Here is a 17,867-nt window from a genome sequence, read left to right on the forward strand (position 1 = left end):
CGGCTAACTCTCGGCGTTGCGGCTAACTCTCGGCGTTGCGGCTAACTCTCGGCGTTGCGGCTAACTCTCGGCGTTGCGGCTAACTCTCGGCGTTGCGGCTAACTCTCGGCGTTGCGGCTAATTCTCGGCGTTGCGGCTAACTCTCGGCGTTGCGGCTAACTCTCGGCGTTGTGGCTAACTCTCGGCGTTGCTGCTAGTTCTCGGCGCTGCGGCTAGTTCGCCCGAACCCCTAGGACCGCTCCGGAGGGACGACGTGGCTGCGCGCAGAGGCAACGCGCCGTTGCCGGATTCTGCGGAATATCCGCTGGCCGACACGGCATTAGGTAGCAAAAACCACCAGACCTGAAATTGCATCCCGACTACCATGGTTCCGTTGAAACGGAGCCTCGAATGAGCGTCGCGTATGAGTTGAAGCAGAAGCGGGTCGCGCTGGCTCAAAGGTTGCAGCAGCTTGAAAGAGAGCGGGTCGACATTCAAGAACTGATGGGTGCGCTCGACCGTGTCATCCTGAGCTACGAGCCTGACTACCAGCCGTCGCCCACACCTGGGGGCGCTAACCGCGAGCGTTCTCGAAAGGTCAAGCCGTCGTCCTCCGAGGTCAGAGCGGCGATGAACGGCGTTAACAAGCGCCAGACCGTCTTGGAGGTACTCCGCGAAGCAGGTGAACCGATTTCCGTGGCCGATTGCGCGGCGAAGTTCGCCTTCAAGCTCGGCATCCCGAGCGAGCCAGCCAACCTCTCGGAAATCGCGCACCGCCTGTCGGCGGTGCTGACCCAACTGACGACTGCAGGGCGGGTTCGGCAATCGGGACAGTTCGACGGCCGGAAGGTGCTGTGGGAGGTCGCCGCTTAGCCCTCCCAGATCAGGTCTGGCGGCTTGTTGCCCTGCCAGTACCCGCACAGATAGCGTGATGTGGGGCGAGACAGTGCCTTGCCCAGCACCTGGAACGTATGGCCGCGGTTACTCACCTGGCGGCAGTCCTCACGCCACGCGAACTCGGCCACGTACCAGTCGAAGTACTTCAACGAAAACCGATGGTGGATGCCGACATAGGCCCGTTGGACCCGCGAGAAGAAGCTCTCGACCTGGTTGGTGTTCGTGCCATCGTCGGTCTGATAGGCCTTCGAGTGGTTGACGCGTTGCAGCTTGTTCAGGCCAGCTAGATCGTTGTAGCTGCCATGCTCGTCCGCGAAGACCGTTGCTTCCCGCGAGACGTGGTCTCGGACGGCCGCCCAGGCAGCGTCGCCATCTTCGTCTGGCCTCCCAGCCCGCGCTGGCGGATCGCGAGGGCGCACAGACGCTTCATGTTCTGGTATTTCTTGAGGCGACGGTCGATGCGATTCCTCGGCCTTGTTCTCAGGACGGATGTGGCCGCCAGCGTACTTGCCGTCGATTTCTACCTGACCATCGAGCACCATCTCCTCCCTGCGCCAGGCGATCGCCTCGCGGAGCTTCATGAGGAGCACCCACGCCGTTTTGTATTGGACGCCGATCTCGCGCGAGAGCTGGAGCGCGGCCTTACCTTTCACCGAGTTCACCGAGAACCAGATGGCGATGAGCATCTTCTTGAAGCTCAGCTTGCGCGCGTGGAAGACCGTGCCCGAGGTGACGCTGAACACGGCCTTGCAGGTCTTCTCGGTGCACTTGAAACGACTACGGCTCATCGTGTGGCACCGAACCGTTCCGCATTTGGGGCAGTAAGGCTTCCCCTCGGTCTCGGGCCAGCGCAGGCGCTTAAACCAGTCGTAGGCGGTCGCGTCCCGCATCTTGGCGAGATCGAGGACCGTCAGCGTTCGACACTCTGGCGAGAGGAGGAAGTGCTGACCCTTGGGCGTGTCTTCGGGGTTCGCCATGGCTCAACCCCACCGCGATCCGTAGGAAGGTCGGGCGTATTTCCAAGCCCCCGCTCAAGGCCCTGATAGCCAGCACCAGAACGTGCGGGTGATAGGGAATGGCGGCGGTAGCGATGGCGTTGAGGATCATGTTCAGGCTCCAGAAGACGACGGCAGACACAGCGGATCGGCGGCCGAACTTGGCCGCGGGCAGATCAGAGCTGTATCCGTATCATACTGAACATGATCGAGGTTTTTACCTGCACTTCCCGCTGGAGTCGATCGGAGGAAGTTTCAAATGGTTAATTTTCGAAAACCGACGAATACATTTTGCGGGTTCTAAGTCGTTCGCATATATCTGCTTTCGACCGACGGCGACGAGATAATGGTTCCGATTTTTCCGCTTGCGTCATCTGTACAGCTCCGTTGAAAATTCGAGGGGGGTCAGATTTTTGATGGCTGGGTCTGCTGTGAAGCGAAGATTCTTAGGAATAATTGAGGCTCTCTCTCGGCCGACTTCAGCCAACCAAGGCAAGACTTTTTCAATCATCCGCCTCATCAGTGATCGAGAACTCAATGGACTTTAGGTAATAGCCTGGTCCAAAAACGGCATTTATGGCTCCTGGCACGACGCGCTTCAAACTTGCTGGATCGCCTGCGTCTTGAAAGGTGACCAGCAGTGGATACTGATCAGGTTGCAGGACTCTCGTCTCCCCTGCACCCTGCAACGCAGAATAGTATTCGCCAACCTCGGCGCGGCTTCTTGGCTTATTAGTGGCGGGCAGGTAGGCATTCCAAGCTGTCTTAAAGCCGTAACCGTCTAGAACTGCGAACAAGTATTTCCCAGGCGCGACCTGCACCGCGACAGCTTCACCTTTGAAGTTCGGTTTCTCCCTACCCATCTCGCCTCCGAGACCCCACCATGTTGGGTAACGGAATACTGTAACGGAACCCACCGAGCTGCCGGATACATCACCATTGGGTGTTTGGACCACAACGGTCAACTTCTGATGCCAAGCCCAACGCTTGAAACCCAGAATGTTGCAGCCTGAGAGGATGGGAAGGATCAACAACAATCCCAGTACAGCGCCAACTTTCAAACAAACCGCTCCGTTTTACCGAACGCACCTACCTCCAATGTAACCTGGAAGGGAAAGCCCGCCATACGCGAACTGAAGGCGCAATTTACATTCCGCATGACTGGCTACGTAGCGAGAGGTCTGCTTGCGTCGCTTGTTGAAGCCGCGATCTTAGGTGGAAGTGTTAGGCGCAGCCGTACAGTGGGCGATATTTATGATTAAATTCAAACACGTAGGCGCGCACTGGTGGTTTTTGCTACCTAATGCCGGGCCGACATGAATGGGGTCCGAATCACGGCGGCTGGGTGCACCGTCGGGCTCGCTCCTCTGCCGCGGCGTCCGATCGCCCGAGCGGTGGGCTGCGTGAATCCAGAAAAGCATTTGTCGAAACAGACCCGCGCTGGTAAGGTCGCGCCAACGAAAATCGAGAGAGCGCCTGCTGCGGCTTCCTTAGCCTTGCGCGGCGCGATAGGCAGACACGTGAACGACCCCGACCACGGCCTTCGGCCGTCCGTTTCCGGGGGGCAGGCCACGGGCGGACAGGCAAGGCCGAAGCGGCCGCGCCGCCGCAAGGGAAAGGCGAAGCGGGCCCAGGCTCCGGCTTCGGCCTCCCCTTCACCGGGCAATGAATCCGGCCGCAATGGTCCGGAGCCGCGCCCCCAGACCGATGCGCCGGACGGCGATGCCGTCCGCAAGCGCAAGCGCCGCCGCCGCGGTAAGGGTGGCGGCGAAGCGCGGCCGCAAAGCCCGCCGTCGGCCGGGCAGCCGGTACAATCTTCGCCGCTACAAGCCAACCCTGAGCGGGCGAGCCGTGGAAAGCCGCACCATCAGCGTAGCCTGCAGGGACGGCCGCTACGGGGGCCCGAACGATCGCCGGCATTCGTGCCGCCGTCGGCCAAGGAAACGTCTTCCTCCGCTGCATCGCATCCGGTCGCCCCGGCAGGCAGCCGCGACCGCAACGGCGCCCGCGATCGCGCCCGAGCGGCCGTGTCGGACGCCAGGCACAGCGAAATCCACGTCAACGATGCACCGCTCTACGCGGCGCTGGACCTTGGCACGAACAACTGCCGCCTGCTGGTCGCCCAGCCGACGCGGCCGGGCCAGTTCCGCGTCGTCGACGCCTTTTCGCGCATCGTGCGGCTCGGCGAGGGGCTTGCCGCCAGCGGGCGGCTGTCGGACGAGGCAATGGATCGGTCGGTCGAGGCGCTCAGGGTCTGCGCGGCCAAGCTGAAGAGCCGCGACATCCGCCGTAGCCGCCTGATCGCCACCGAGGCGTGCCGGCGGGCCGAAAACGGCGAGTTGTTCCTGGCGCGCGTCAAGGCCGAGACCGGTCTCGAACTGGAGATCATCAACCGCGAGACCGAGGCGCGGCTCGCCGTTTCCGGCTGCTCATCGCTAGTCGGCCGTGAGGCGAAGTCGGTCGTGCTGTTCGACATCGGCGGCGGCTCGTCGGAGATCGCGGTGATCCGGATCGGCGAAAACCGCTCCAGCCGGCTTGCCAATCACATCACCCACTGGACCTCGCTGCCGGTCGGCGTGGTGACGCTGTCGGAGCGCCATGGCGGCCGCGACGTTACCCCCGAGAGCTTCGCGGCGATGGTGCGCGAGGTCGAGGCGATGCTCGCCGGCTTCGACTGTCCGCCGCATGGCCACGCCGCGCCGGAAGACTTTCACCTGATCGGCACCTCCGGAACCGTCACGACGCTCGCCGGCGTCCATCTGGACCTGCCGCGCTACGACCGCCGCATGGTCGACGGCGTCTGGCTGTCCGATGCCGAAGTGAGCGCCATGCAGGCGCGCCTGCTGTCCTGGGATTTTTCCACCCGCGCCGCCAATCCCTGCATCGGTCCGGACCGTGCCGATCTGGTGCTGGCCGGCTGCGCGATCCTCGAGGCGATCCGCAACCGCTGGCCGGCAACGCGCATGCGCGTCGCCGATCGCGGCCTGCGCGAGGGCCTCCTGACCGACATGATGGCCGCCGACGGGGTCTGGCGGCGCGGCCGCTTCCGCCGGCAGGGCCGGGGCGGCACCCGCAACCCCGACCGGCCGGAAGGACAGCAGAGATGAGCAAACCACCCGTCGGCGTCAACCGCACCGGCCGCAAGCTCGGCCAGAAGGTGAAGAAGGGCAAGCTGAAGGCGTCGTCGCGGCGCTGGATCGAGCGCCACATCAACGACCCCTATGTGCAGCGGGCCAGGCTCGAGGGCTATCGGGCGCGTGCCGCCTTCAAGCTCCTCGAGATCGACGAGAAGCACAAGATCCTCGACGGCGCCAGGCGCATCATCGACCTGGGCGCCGCCCCGGGCAGCTGGTCGCAGATCGCCGCGAAGGTGACCGATTCGACCGACGCCGATCCGCGCGTCGCGGCAATCGATTTCCTCGAGATGGATCCGCTGCCGGGGGTGAAGATCCTGCAGATGGATTTCCTCGATCCTGAGGCGCCGGAGAAGCTGAAGGAGGCGATCGGCGGCACGCCGGACCTCGTCATCTCCGATATGGCGGCGCCCACCACCGGCCACCGGCAGACCGACCACCTGCGCACCATGCACCTGTGCGAAGTGGCGGCGCATTTCGCCGTCGAGGTGCTGGGGGAGGGCGGGCATTTTCTCGCCAAGACCTTCCAGGGCGGCACCGAGCGCGACCTGTTGAACATGCTCAAGCAGAATTTCCGCCAGGTCATCCACATCAAGCCGGCCGCCTCGCGGGCCGAATCGGTCGAGATGTTCCTGCTCGCCAAGGGCTTCAAGGGTCGCGCGGCGATCGAGGCTGGGGCGGAGGCGGAGGCCTGATGCTGCTCTACGTGACGGTCGGGACCAACGATCTGGAAAAGGCCGGCGTCTTCTATGACGCGGTGCTGCCGCTGCTCGGCTACCGGCGCCAGAAGCAGGCGCCGGGAGAAATCGGCTATGGCGCCGATGGCGACGCGCGCTGCCGCTTCTGGGTGGTCGAACCGTTCAACCGCGAGCCGGCAACGTTTGGAAACGGCACCAGCGTGGCTTTCGATGCCCCGAGCCGGGCCGCCGTGAACGCCTTCCATGCGGCGGCGCTTGCAAATGGCGGGTCGGACGAGGGGGCGCCCGGAATCCGCTCCTTCCATCCGAATTTCTACGCCGCCTTCGTGCGCGATCTTGACGGCAACAAGCTCTCGATCGTCTCCGAACGGCCGGAGTAGTTGCTCCAGCCTTTCCGCGGGGTGAGCCGGCTCTACTCGGCGGGGGCCTCTTCCTTCGTGGCCAGGCGGTGGCCGGACACCGATGCGCCGGCATTCTTGGCCATGGCCAGGAAGGGGACCACGGCGGCAAGCGTCAGCACCGCGATGATCATGAAGGCGTTGTGGAAGTCGGCCAGTTGAAGGTGGGTGCCGGTCAGCCGTGTCTCGATCTCCAGGATCGTGCCGGCGACGGCGACGCCGAGCGCCAGGCTCATCTGCTGCAGCACCGCGCTCATCGAGGTCGCCTTGCTGGCGTCACGATCGGCGATGTCCGCAAAGGACAGGGCATTCACGCTTGTGAAGAAGAACGATCGGGCGAAGCCGGCAAGCAGCAGGACACCCGACATGATGACGACCGGTGTCTCGGGCGTGAAGAAGCCGTTGGCGAAGGTGAGGACGGCGCCTGCGATACTGGCCACGATCAGCGTCGTCCGGAAGCCGGTGAAGGTGAGGACGCGCCTGGCGATGAACTTTGTGGTGATCGCGCCGATCGCGCCGGTGAAGGTGACGAGGCCGGATTCGAATGGCGAAAGGCCGAAGCCGACCTGCAGCATCAGCGGCATCAGGAACGGCACCGCGCCGACCGAGATGCGAAACAGCGTCCCGCCGACCGCAGCGGCCCGGAAGGCATCATCGCGGAAGAGTTTGAGGTCGAGAAGCGGCGCCGGGTGGCGTCTGGCATGGCGCACGTACAACCAGCCGCAGGCAAGTCCGAGCGCGGTCGAGGCGAGCCCGTACACAGGCGGCAGCGCCGGCAGGCTGATGACCGACAGCCCGAACATGGTGCAGCCCGCGGCAACGGCGCCGAGAAGGAATCCCTTGATGTCCAGCGCCGCCGGCCGGGCGGAATGAATTTCAGGCAGGTGGATGCCCGACAGCACGTAGCCGACGATGCCGACCGGAACGTTGATGAGGAAGATCCAGTGCCAGGAGAAGTAGGTGGTGATGAAGCCGCCGAGCGGCGGGCCGGCAAGCGGGCCGACCAGTGCGGGGATCGTCAGCGTCGCCATGGCGGAGACCAGTTCACGCCGCGAGGTGCTGCGCACCAGCACGAGGCGCGCCACCGGGGTCATCATCGCCCCGCCCATGCCCTGAAGGAAGCGTGAGACGACGAAGGCGACCAGGCTGTCCGACACCGCGCAGAGGATGGATCCGAAGATGAAGACGAGGATCGCCAGCCGGAACACCCGCTTGGCACCGAACCGGTCCGCCATCCAGCCGGAGAGCGGAATGAAGATGGCGAGCGAGACCATGTAGGATGTCAGCGCCAGCTTCAGCGTGATCGGTCCGACGCCGAGATCGTTGGCGATCGCCGGAAGGGACGTGGCGATCACGGTCGAATCCATCTGCTCCATGAAGAGCGCGACGGCGAGGATCAGGGGAACGATGCGGTTCATGATGCAGGTGCGGATCTGGGCGATGACTTCGACACTGCCGGGCCGCCCGAGGCCGGGCCCGCCTTGTGCACCCGCATCCCTGTTCTGTCAAACCAACCTTTCTTGTGGGTAACCAGCCTGTGATTGCGAAGGCCCCATTCGTGATCGCCGAGAAGGCCGGCGAGGGATACCGGTTCGTGCCGGCAAGCTACCAATTCGACCTCTGAGCGACGCATCGGTCGCTGTGATGCCCGGGGCGGCGTTCCCGGGCATTTTGCTATTTCCATTCCGGCCCGGACGTGTTACGAGCCCTCGCCAACTTCCAAGACTTATCTTGCAAGCGACCAGGCGGACCGCTCCCAGAGTTCCCCTGGCCCGTAGCCTGTTACACCGAAGGGAATTGGCCATGGCGCGCATCATTGAAACCGCAACCGGACTGGAAGCACTGACGTTCGACGACGTGCTCCTGCAGCCCGGCCACTCCGAGGTCATGCCGGGGCAGACGAGCATCGCCACCCGCATCGCCCGCGACTTCGACCTCAACCTCCCGATCCTGTCCTCGGCGATGGACACGGTCACCGAGGCGCGGCTCGCCATCGCCATGGCCCAGGCCGGCGGCCTCGGCGTCATCCACCGCAATCTCACCCCGGCCGAGCAGGCCGAGGAAGTGCGCCAGGTGAAGAAATTCGAAAGCGGCATGGTCGTCAATCCGGTGACGATCGGCCCCGACGCCACGCTTGCGGACGCACTGGCGCTGATGAAAGCCCATGGCATCTCCGGCATTCCCGTGGTCGAGAATGGCGGCAAGGCCGGTGTCGCCGGCCGCCTGGTCGGCATCCTGACCAACCGCGACGTGCGCTTTGCTTCCGATCCGAAGCAGAAGATCCACGAGCTGATGACGCGGGAGAACCTCGTCACGGTCAAGGAGAACGTCGACCAGCAGGAAGCCAAGCGCCTGCTGCACGCGCACCGCATCGAGAAGCTTCTTGTTGTCGATCCGGACGGCCGCTGCGTCGGGCTGATCACCGTCAAGGACATCGAGAAGTCGCAGCTCAATCCGAACGCCTCCAAGGACGCGCAAGGCCGCCTGCGGGCGGCGGCCGCCATCTCGGTCGGCGACGACGGCTTCGAGCGCGCCGAGCGGCTGATCGACGCCGGCGTCGACCTGCTCGTCGTCGACACCGCGCACGGCCATTCGCAGCGCGTGCTCGATGCTGTGGCCCGGGTCAAGACGCTGTCCAACTCCGTCCGTATCATGGCCGGCAACGTCGCCACCGCCGATGGCACCAAGGCGCTGATCGACGCCGGCGCGGACTCCGTCAAGGTCGGCATCGGCCCGGGCTCGATTTGCACGACCCGCATCGTGGCCGGCGTCGGCGTCCCGCAGCTCGCCGCGATCATGGCCGCGGTCCAGGCCGCCCGCGACGCCGATGTCCCGGTGATCGCCGACGGTGGCATCAAGTTCTCCGGCGACCTCGCCAAGGCGATCGCCGCCGGCGCCTCGGCCGTCATGGTCGGTTCGCTTTTGGCGGGCACCGACGAGACCCCGGGCGAGGTGTTCCTCTACCAGGGCCGCTCCTTCAAGGCCTATCGCGGCATGGGCTCGGTCGGCGCGATGGCGCGTGGCTCCGCAGACCGTTACTTCCAGGCCGAAGTGCGTGACACGCTGAAGCTGGTGCCGGAAGGTGTCGAGGGGCAGGTGGCCTACAAGGGCCCGGTGGCCGGCGTCCTGCACCAGCTCGCCGGCGGCCTGCGGGCCTCGATGGGCTATGTCGGCGGCCGCGACATCAAGGAGTTCCAGGAGAAGGCGACCTTCGTGCGCATCTCCGGCGCGGGCCTGCGCGAAAGCCACGCCCACGATGTGGCCATCACCCGCGAGAGCCCGAACTATCCGGGCGCGGTCGGCTGATCGGAACGGTCAGCGGAAAAGCAAAGGCGGCGGCACCGACAAGGTGACCGCCGCTTTCCTTTTGGTTGAGACCTTGGCTATAGGGGGCTCGGCGGCACGTCCGCCTGACGGGGAACAACTGGGGATTTCTTCATGATACGTACTTTGGCGCTGGCGCTGCTCGGGGTCGGTCTTTGCTCGCCCACTGTCGCGCAGACGGTGAGCGCCGGCACCTATAGCGTCGAGGGCACCAACCTCGATGGGTCGAGCTACAGCGGCACCGCGAGAATCACGCTGGAAAGCGACACGACCTGCTCGATCGAGTGGCAGACCGGCGATACGACCTCACAGGGCGTCTGCATGCTCAATGACAATGCGTTCGCCGCCGGATACATGCTCGAAGACGCCATCGGGCTGGTCATCTACGAGGTCAAGGGCGGCGGTGTTCTGGAGGGCGTCTGGACCATCACCGGCAAGGACGGGTCCGGAACGGAAGTCCTGACCCTGGAAGAGTGACGGGCGCGATCCCGTGCCTGGGAGAGGGGCTTCGGAACAGCCCCTTTCATCCGACCGCCCATCCGTCGGTTGCCGGTTGCGGATAATCAAGCGCCGCGGGGGATCAACTCGGCGGCTGCCGCGCCCCTTCCAACCGTCGTCATGCAGATCACGCAAGCGTGAGGGTTTTGCGCTGGCATCGATCCCGCATCGGAATATCCTGCCCAAAACGCGTCCCCGGAGGCGCGGTGACCGTGCGGGAAAACCGATCATGCTCGAGATGCCGAAGATCACCCAGGCGATGATCGACGCCTATGACGAATACACCCATCTGACGCTCGACCGCCGCCGCTTCATGGAGCGGCTGACAGCGCTTGTCGGGTCCGCGGCCGGGGCGGCCGCCATAGCGCCACTGCTCGCGGCCAACAGCGCCAGCGCCCAGATCGTTCCGGAGGACGACGGACGGCTCACGACCGAGGAGGTATCCTTCGCAGCCCCGCAGGGGCAGATGGAGGGCTATCTCGCCTGGCCGAAGGCCGCGCAGGGGAAAAGCGGCGGCGTGGTCGTTATTCACGAGAACCGCGGCCTCAACCCGCACATCCGCGACGTCGCGCGCCGCATGGCACTGGAGGGCTTCGTCGCGCTTGCGCCGGATTTCCTGACCCCCGCCGGGGGCACGCCCGCCGACGAGGACAAGGCGCGGGAAATGATCGGTCAGCTCGATAGTGCAAGCACCATCGCCAATGCCGTGGCTGCGGTCGCCTATCTCTCCGGGCTGGAACGCGTCAACGGCAAGGTCGGCGCCGTCGGTTTCTGCTGGGGCGGCGGGCTGGTCAACCAGCTTGCGGTCGCCGACCCGAACCTCAAGGCAGCCGTGGCCTACTATGGTGCGCAACCGCCGGCCGGGGCGGTGCCGAATATCAAGGCGGCGATCATGCTGCATTATGCCGGGCTGGACCAGCGGATCAATGCGGGTATCGACGCCTACAAAAAGGCGCTCGAGGCCAATGGCAAGGACTTCGAGATCTTTATCTACGACGGTGTCAACCACGCCTTCAACAACGACACGTCCGCCGCCCGCTACGACAAGGCGGCCGCCGAGCTCGCCTGGAGCCGGACCGTGGCCTTTCTGAAAAAGCATCTGGGTTGACGCGGCTGCCGTGGGCGTTTCTGCGGGACTTCGCCCTTACCTTGCCGGACGAGATGTCACGCAGGCGCCGACCGCCTCGGCGATCGCCGCCGTTTCCTCCTCGCTCAAATGCCCTCTGCGCCAGGCCAGGCCGATCTCGCGGGCAGGCTGAGGTTCGGCGAAGGGAGCAACGCGGATGGCGTTGCGTGCCGTCTCCGTCGGCACGGCGATTTCGGGGATGAGCGTCATGCCCATATCGTGCGAGACCATCTGCAGCAGCGTCGCCATCGAGGTGGCGCCGAAATTGACGAGGCTGCGTCGGCCGGCCGTGCCGCAGACGGCAAGCGCCTGCTCGCGCAGGCAGTGGCCCTCCTCAAGGAGCAACAGTCGGTCGGGATCGACATCCGACTCGCTCAGCGGCGACATCAGCACCTCGCTGTCGTTGCTGGCCATCGCCATGTAGAAGCGGTCCCGGAACACCGCTCGGGTGTCGATCGCCTCGGTGTCGATCGGAAGCGCGGCGATCACCAGGTCGAGCCGACCTTCGCGCAGGTCTTCGATCAGGCGGCCGGTGATCGCCTCCTTCAACTCGATCTCCATCGTCGGATGATTGGTGCGCAGATGCGGCACCAGTTGCGGCACCAGGTAGGGGGCGACGGTGGGGATGATGCCGATCCGCATCAGACCGCCGAGAAGGCCGTCGCCTCGCCGCGCAGTCTGCTCCAGCCTGTCGAGCTCGGCGAGGATGGTGCGCACGTGGTCCAGAATCGCCTCGCCCTTCCGCGTCAGGCTGGTGTCGGCGCGGCTCCGCTCCACCAGCTTTGCGCCCAACTGCTGCTCCATCTGCATGATCTGGGCGGAAAGGGCCGGCTGGCTCACATGCACCCGCTCGGCGGCCCGGCCGAAATGACGGGTCGCGGCGAGCGCTTCGAAGTAGCGCATCTGGCGAATGGTGATCATGATAGGAAAATCTTATCAAAGCGCACCGGAAATACAATTAGTAATTATCGATCAGAGGTGGGACAAACGTTTCGGAAGCCTTTCCCGGCAGCCCCGGTCCGGACGCTGGCCCGAAGGTCTGCCGCTGGAAGCTGGTGGGCGCCGTAACGGCGACTGCCTTCCGCAAACGATAGGATGCAAACAGGAGGTTTCATGTCTGAACGCCCGACAATGACGACCACGGCCGGCGCGCCGATCAGTGACAACCAGAACGCGTTGACCGCCGGCCCGCGCGGCGGCGTGATGCTGCAGGACTATCAGCTGATCGAGAAGCTGGCGCATCAGAACCGTGAGCGCATCCCCGAGCGTGTCGTGCACGCCAAGGGATGGGGCGCATACGGCACGCTGACGATCACCGGCAACATCTCGCGATACACGCGCGCAAAGGCACTGCAGCCGGGTGCGCAGACGCCGATGCTCGCGCGTTTCTCGACCGTCGCCGGTGAACTGGGTGCCGCCGACCACGAGCGTGACGTGCGCGGGTTCGCCCTGAAGTTCTACACCGAGGAGGGCAACTGGGATCTCGTCGGCAACAACACGCCGGTCTTCTTCGTCCGCGATCCTTACAAGTTCCCGGATTTCATCCACACGCAGAAGCGCCATCCGAAGACCAACCTGCGCTCGGCGACCGCCATGTGGGACTTCTGGTCACTGTCGCCGGAAAGCCTGCACCAGACGACGATCCTCTTCTCCGATCGCGGCCTGCCGATCGATCCGATGCACATGAACGGCTATGGCTCGCACACCTATTCGTTCTGGAACGATGCCGGCGAACGATTCTGGGTGAAGTTCCACTTCAAGACCCGGCAGGGCCACAGGCACTACACCAATGCCGAGGCCGAGACGATCGTCGGCAGGACTCGCGAAGGCTATCAGGAGGCATTGTTCGGCGAGATCGAGCGGGGCGCGTTCCCGCAGTGGACGCTGCAGGTGCAGATCATGCCTGAGGCCGACGCCGACAGGACGCCGTATGATCCGTTCGACCTCACAAAGGTCTGGCCGCATGCGGATTACCCGCCGATCGAGATCGGCGTGATGGAACTGAACCGGAACGCGGAAAACTATTTCGCCGAGATCGAGCAGGCTGCCTTCTCGCCATCGAACATCGTCCCCGGCATCGGCCACTCGCCGGACAAGATGCTGCAGGCCCGCGTTTTCTCTTACGCGGATGCGCACCGTTACCGGCTCGGAACGCACTATGAGGCGCTTCCAGTCAACGCGCCGCGCTGTCCGGTCCACCACTACCACAAGGACGGGCAGATGAACTTCTTCGGCCAGCGCACCGGCAATGTCGACGCCTATTACGAGCCGAACTCGGTCGCCGGCTCTGCCGCCGAACTGCCGTCTGCCAAGGAGCCGCCGCTGAAGATCTCCGGCGACATGGACCGCTACGACCACCGTATCGGCAATGACGACTATTCGCAGCCCCGTGCGCTCTTCAACCTTTTCGACGCAGGGCAGAAGGCTCGTCTGTTCTCCAACATCGCCGCCGCGATGGCCGGGGTGCCGGGCGAGATCGTCGAGCGCCAGCTGGCCCACTACAAGCTGGTGCACCCCGACTACGAAGCCGGCGTGCGGGCCGCGCTGAAGGCCGCGCATGGGTATCAGGCCGATACGATCAGCGCTGCCGCGCAGTGAGCGACGCGTCACAGGATCGGAGACGCAGGAATGGAAAAGCCGGGCCATCGTGGCCCGGCTTTTTCGTTTGAGTTAAGCTGCGGCGCTTGCCTGCCAACCGGGATGCCGCTGCCTCGCTTCAGGCGGGCCGGCCTGCCTGACCGCTCACCATCCGGGAAGCGTCTGTCCCGGCCGCACGCGGGCCAGGCGGGGGAAGTGCTTGACCTCGCTCTCCGGCAGGTCGTCGTTGACGGCCAGTGGCGAGATGTTGTCGAGGCAGGCGGTGATGTGGCTGGTGATGGCGTTCATCAGCGAGGTCGAGAGGCCGGGGCGCTTCATGATGCCGATCTGCACCGGCGCCAGCGGCGGAAAGCCGTCCGCCTGCGTTAGCACCCGCATGCCCGGCCGCAGCGCCGACTCCGGCAGGACGGATACGGCCATGCCCGCCATGACGGCGGCTGCGACGACCGTCGACGACCAGCTGGTGAACAGGACCTGGTAGTCACGGCCGACCGAATCGAGTGCGGCACAGGCGACCTGGCGCCACTGGCAGTCGCGGCGGCCGACGGCGAGCGGTACCGGTGCGTTCTCCGGCAGCGGATGGTTGGCCGACATCACCCAGTAGAGCGGCTCGGTGCGCACCACGTCGGACTGGCGCTGCCGAGGATTGTGGGTGACGAGCGCGATGTCGAGCTCTCCCTTGCCCATCTTTTCGGCGAGGTCCACCGACGGCTCGCAGACGATGTAAAGCTCGACATTGGGATGCGTCTTGGCAAAGCGGCAGATGATCTCGGGCATGTACCGGTCCGCATAGTCGTCCGGCGTGCCGATGCGCAGCGTGCCCTCGAGGCGGTTGTCATCGAAAGCGGCGATCGCCTCGTTGTTCAAGCGAAGCATGCGCCGGGCATAGTCCAGCAGCCGGTCACCTTCCGCCGTCAGCCGGTTGCCGCGCCCGTCCTTCATGAACAGCTGCTTGCCGATGCGCTCCTCCAGCCGCCGCATCTGCATCGACACGGCTGACTGGGTCTTGAAGACCCGCTCGGCGGCTCTGGTGAACGAGCCGGTGTCGGCGATCGCGACGAAGGTTTGCAACTGATCGATGTCTAGCGGAGCGGACATGGCGATATTCCATAAGAAGCCTTGATTGATACTATTAAAAACATTCGTTGGACTGATCAATGGCGATTTGCGAAAAAGAACAGGCAAGGTGATCAGCCGCTTCACCTTGGTGAATATCCGTCCCGCCTAGACCTTCCCGCGGGGCTCGCACGTTTTAAGTAAGAAAGACTTTCGACGGCCCGCCCAGGATGGCGGGCGATTGTACACAGGTGCGCGCATTTGCCCGAAGCGGCCCGTCGCACCGGAAAGGAGAAAAGCCATGCGCATGATCGATCGCTGTATCGATTTCGAGTTCGCCGCCTCGCCGTCCTTCGGTCCGGGCGTCCTTTCCCGTATTCGCATGGCCACGGTGCGGATGGTGCGCAGATGGCGACATCGGTCCGCCGTCATCCGGCTTCACGAAATGAGCGATTACCAGTTGCTGGATATCGGCTTGCGCAGGGAGGATGTCAGGAGCGCGCTGACGTCTTCCTATTTCGCGGACGCGTCTCTGCACCTGACGAGCGCGGCGCGCGAGCGCGCGACCAGGCATTTGCGGAGCGGCCGCCTTGATTGAGCCGGCCACTCCCAGCTTCCCCGCAGGGTGAGAGCCAATAGCCCTGCTGCTTGCCCGGCGTGCGACCTTCCCTGGTCCAGCCGGGCTTTTTCTTTGCCCGTCAGGCCGAAGCCGCGTTCACTTGTCGTGATCGGAGGGTGCGGCAGTTGCCGGCTTGCGCATCGTGTCGAAGATGGCTTCGATGTTCTTCTGGTAATCCTTCTGCATTTCGACACCGGCGTCGAACAGCGCGTTGACAAGGCTGTTCAGCGTCTCCGCCGGCGCCTGCGCCCCGCTTGCCGTCGTGGCCTTGGGTGTCGAGGCTCCCGTGGCAGCCATCATGTCGGCCATGGCCTTGGCAAACGGATTGTCGGCAAAGGGATTGGCGGCTTTCTGCTTGGTCCCTCCGGTTCCGTAAAAGGCCTGCGTGAACGGGTTGTCGAACGGATTGGCCGTCGGCTCTGCCTTCTTCGCCATGCCGGTTGCCTCCATCCACTGCTGCATGGCGGCAAGGAACGGGTTCTCGACGCCTTGCTGGGGGAGCCCGGTGAAGGGCGCCATGGCCTGCTTGAACAGTCCGCCCATCAGCGTGGTGGCAACTACCGGCAGCATCTGCTTGTAGATCTCCTGGCCGATTCCGGTCATCTGCGCGGCTTGCGCGGCGATCGCGCGGGATACCTCCTTGGAGCCGAAGAACTGGCCGAGCAGGTCGTTGCCCTGCTCGAGGCCGGATGGCGTGAAGGCGCGGGTGATGTCCTCGAAATACTTGACGTAGTCGCCGGAATAGAGGGCCTTGAGCAGGCCGCCGAAATCGTACGGGTTGGCAGCACTTCGCTTCAAGCCTTCCGAAAACGCCGGCATCAGGGCCGAGATAGCCTCGTTCACCTGCTTCTGCGCCAGCCCGAACTGCCTGGCCATCACGTCCAGTGCGCCGCCGTTCTGGGCCTGCAGCATCAAATCGTAGAGCGGGATCATCGCCGGTCCTTTCGTTCCCGTGCCGGCATCCTCGTGGATGCCAGGCAGCCGTGGCCGATGCCTGAGGCATGTGCTTGCACTATAGCGGGAATGGCGGCGGCGAAAACCGGTTTGTTGGGCGGGGCGCCGGCGTGCTCAATACTGGTAGTCGGTGAAGACGGGCTCGACCGAACGGCCCCAGCGTCCATTGTAAAGCGTCAGCATGTCCTCGGCGAGGGTCGACTTCTTCGCGAGCACCTCGTCGAGCGGCGACAGGAACACAGTCTCGTCGACGCCGTCGCCGTTGATGCGGGCGCGCGCGGCAAGCCCGGCGCGGGCGACCGACAGCACCTCGCGGCCGATATCCCAGAGCGCCGTGCCGCGAAGTGTGGCGTTCAGGCCTTGGGCGGGAACCGCGTCGCGCAGCGCCGTCACCTCCTCGACCGTCCAGTCGCGCGTCAGGTCTTCGGCGGCCGAAAGCGCGGTGTCGTCATAGAGCAGGCCGACCCAGAACGCCGGCAGCGCGCAGATGCGCCGCCATGGGCCGCCGTCGGCGCCGCGCATTTCCAGGAAGCGCTTCAGCCGCACGTCGGGAAACAGCGTCGACAGATGGTTGGTCCAGTCGCCCATGTTTGGCTGCCAGTCGGCGATCTCGCCCTTCAGGGCGCCTGCCATGAACTGGCGGAAGGTGATGTGGGTACAGTCGTGATACTTGCCGTCGCGGACCACGAAGTACATCGGCACGTCCAGCGCCCATTCGACATAGCGCTCGAAGCCGAAATCCGGGGCAAAGGCAAAGGGAATCAGGCCGGCGCGATTGTTGTCGGTGTCGCGCCAGATGTCGCCGCGCCAGGAGAGAAGCCCGTTCGGCTTGCCCTCGGTGAAGGGCGACGAGGCGAAGAAGGCGGTCGCCAGCGACTGCAGCTTCAGCGACACCTGCATCTTGCGGCGCATGTCTTCTTCGGAGGAGAAGTCGAGGTTCACCTGGATGGTGCAGGTGCGATACATCATGTCCAGCCCCTTGGTGCCGACCTTCGGCATGTAGCGGGTCATGATCTCGTAGCGCGACTTCGGCATGCGCGGCGTCTCGGCGAGCGACCATTTCGGGCTGCCGCCCATGCCGAGGAAACGGATGCCGAGCGGTTCGGCCACCTCGCGCAGGCCCGCCAGGTGCTGGTTCGATTCCTTGCAGGTCTGATGGAGGTTTTCCAGCGGCGCGCCGGACAGTTCGAACTGCCCGCCCGGCTCCAGCGAAATGGCGCCGGCGCCCTCGGGGCCCGCCAGCCCGATGATGTTGTCGCCGTCCATGATCGGCTCCCAGCCAGTCTTCGCCTGCATGCCGTCCAGGAGGGCGGCGATGCTGCGCTCGCCGAAGTAGGGGACAGGAGCGTTGCCGTCGGTGAAGAAGGCGAACTTCTCATGTTCCGTCCCGATCCGGAACGCATCCTTCGGCTTGCAACCGGCGGCAAGATAGTCGGTCATGTCCGCTATCGAGCGAACCGGCGTCTGGTCGGTAGTGTCACGAGCCATGGTCGTCTTCTTATGCAGGTGGGACCCGGCTGGGGGCCAGGCGAGTGACGGGTGCTTGGACTTTAATTAAGTGCGGTGCAAGTGAAATTCTTTCAAGGTGCCT

General features: G+C 64.6%; 16 protein-coding genes. 9 read left to right on the forward strand and 7 right to left on the reverse strand.

What is annotated here, in order from left to right:
- The first annotated feature begins 390 nt into the window (after window positions 1-390).
- Entirely contained in the window at window positions 391-852 is a 462-nt protein-coding gene (locus C7449_RS00005; RefSeq protein WP_108000738.1) for a hypothetical protein, read from the forward strand.
- Here the strand turns inward: C7449_RS00005 and C7449_RS00010 are convergent.
- Complete coding sequence (locus C7449_RS00010) at window positions 849-1,853, reverse strand: IS1595 family transposase (RefSeq protein WP_108000739.1); 1,005 nt, start codon at window positions 1,851-1,853, stop codon at window positions 849-851. The two genes, C7449_RS00005 and C7449_RS00010, sit on opposite strands and share 4 nt — an antisense overlap.
- 521 nt (window positions 1,854-2,374) lie before the next feature.
- A complete protein-coding gene (locus tag C7449_RS21505; protein ID WP_146165026.1) occupies window positions 2,375-2,902 on the reverse strand; it encodes a hypothetical protein in 528 nt (175 codons plus the stop codon).
- A 489-nt stretch (window positions 2,903-3,391) separates the two neighbouring features.
- Here C7449_RS21505 and C7449_RS00015 point away from each other — a divergent pair, with 489 nt between their 5' ends.
- Genes C7449_RS00015 through C7449_RS00025 form a run of 3 tightly spaced genes read left to right on the forward strand, consistent with a single transcriptional unit; the run spans window position 3,392 to window position 6,083 of the window.
- Window positions 3,392-4,978, forward strand: a complete 1,587-nt coding sequence (locus C7449_RS00015) for a Ppx/GppA phosphatase family protein (protein ID WP_245414246.1) — start codon at window positions 3,392-3,394, stop codon at window positions 4,976-4,978.
- Complete coding sequence (locus C7449_RS00020) at window positions 4,975-5,700, forward strand: RlmE family RNA methyltransferase (protein WP_108000741.1); 726 nt, start codon at window positions 4,975-4,977, stop codon at window positions 5,698-5,700. Before C7449_RS00015 ends, C7449_RS00020 begins: the two co-directional genes overlap by 4 nt.
- Entirely contained in the window at window positions 5,700-6,083 is a 384-nt protein-coding gene (locus tag C7449_RS00025; protein ID WP_108000742.1) for a VOC family protein, read from the forward strand. Before C7449_RS00020 ends, C7449_RS00025 begins: the two co-directional genes overlap by 1 nt.
- 32 nt (window positions 6,084-6,115) lie before the next feature.
- On the opposite strand, the gene C7449_RS00030 is transcribed toward C7449_RS00025, so the two are convergent.
- Window positions 6,116-7,519, reverse strand: a complete 1,404-nt coding sequence (locus C7449_RS00030) for a DHA2 family efflux MFS transporter permease subunit (protein WP_108000743.1) — start codon at window positions 7,517-7,519, stop codon at window positions 6,116-6,118.
- Between the two features lie 385 nt (window positions 7,520-7,904).
- Between C7449_RS00030 and guaB the strand changes: the two genes are divergently transcribed.
- The 3 genes from guaB to C7449_RS00045 all read left to right on the forward strand — a co-directional run bounded on the left by guaB (window position 7,905) and on the right by C7449_RS00045 (window position 11,031).
- Window positions 7,905-9,407, forward strand: coding sequence for an IMP dehydrogenase (guaB, locus tag C7449_RS00035; RefSeq protein WP_108000744.1), 1,503 nt, complete (start codon window positions 7,905-7,907; stop codon window positions 9,405-9,407).
- A 132-nt stretch (window positions 9,408-9,539) separates the two neighbouring features.
- Window positions 9,540-9,902, forward strand: coding sequence for a hypothetical protein (locus C7449_RS00040; RefSeq protein ID WP_108000745.1), 363 nt, complete (start codon window positions 9,540-9,542; stop codon window positions 9,900-9,902).
- A 250-nt stretch (window positions 9,903-10,152) separates the two neighbouring features.
- Window positions 10,153-11,031, forward strand: coding sequence for a dienelactone hydrolase family protein (locus C7449_RS00045; protein ID WP_108000746.1), 879 nt, complete (start codon window positions 10,153-10,155; stop codon window positions 11,029-11,031).
- A gap of 36 nt (window positions 11,032-11,067) precedes the next feature.
- On the opposite strand, the gene C7449_RS00050 is transcribed toward C7449_RS00045, so the two are convergent.
- A complete protein-coding gene (locus C7449_RS00050) occupies window positions 11,068-11,970 on the reverse strand; it encodes a hydrogen peroxide-inducible genes activator (protein ID WP_108000747.1) in 903 nt (300 codons plus the stop codon).
- A gap of 192 nt (window positions 11,971-12,162) precedes the next feature.
- Here C7449_RS00050 and katA point away from each other — a divergent pair, with 192 nt between their 5' ends.
- Window positions 12,163-13,647: a catalase KatA gene (katA, locus tag C7449_RS00055; RefSeq protein ID WP_108000748.1), complete on the forward strand. Its 1,485-nt coding sequence runs from the start codon at window positions 12,163-12,165 to the stop codon at window positions 13,645-13,647.
- Between the two features lie 144 nt (window positions 13,648-13,791).
- Here katA and C7449_RS00060 read toward each other — a convergent pair whose 3' ends face one another.
- Complete coding sequence (locus C7449_RS00060; protein WP_108000749.1) at window positions 13,792-14,745, reverse strand: LysR substrate-binding domain-containing protein; 954 nt, start codon at window positions 14,743-14,745, stop codon at window positions 13,792-13,794.
- A gap of 259 nt (window positions 14,746-15,004) precedes the next feature.
- Here C7449_RS00060 and C7449_RS00065 point away from each other — a divergent pair, with 259 nt between their 5' ends.
- A complete protein-coding gene (locus C7449_RS00065) occupies window positions 15,005-15,301 on the forward strand; it encodes a DUF1127 domain-containing protein (RefSeq protein ID WP_108000750.1) in 297 nt (98 codons plus the stop codon).
- Window positions 15,302-15,418: 117 nt separating this feature from the next.
- Here C7449_RS00065 and C7449_RS00070 read toward each other — a convergent pair whose 3' ends face one another.
- Window positions 15,419-16,255, reverse strand: coding sequence for a DUF937 domain-containing protein (locus C7449_RS00070; protein WP_108000751.1), 837 nt, complete (start codon window positions 16,253-16,255; stop codon window positions 15,419-15,421).
- Between the two features lie 135 nt (window positions 16,256-16,390).
- Complete coding sequence (locus tag C7449_RS00075) at window positions 16,391-17,764, reverse strand: glutamate--cysteine ligase (protein ID WP_108000752.1); 1,374 nt, start codon at window positions 17,762-17,764, stop codon at window positions 16,391-16,393.
- Window positions 17,765-17,867 lie beyond the last annotated feature (103 nt).

The sequence above is a fragment of the Mycoplana dimorpha genome, from assembly GCF_003046475.1.
GTDB lineage: Bacteria > Pseudomonadota > Alphaproteobacteria > Rhizobiales > Rhizobiaceae > Mycoplana > Mycoplana dimorpha.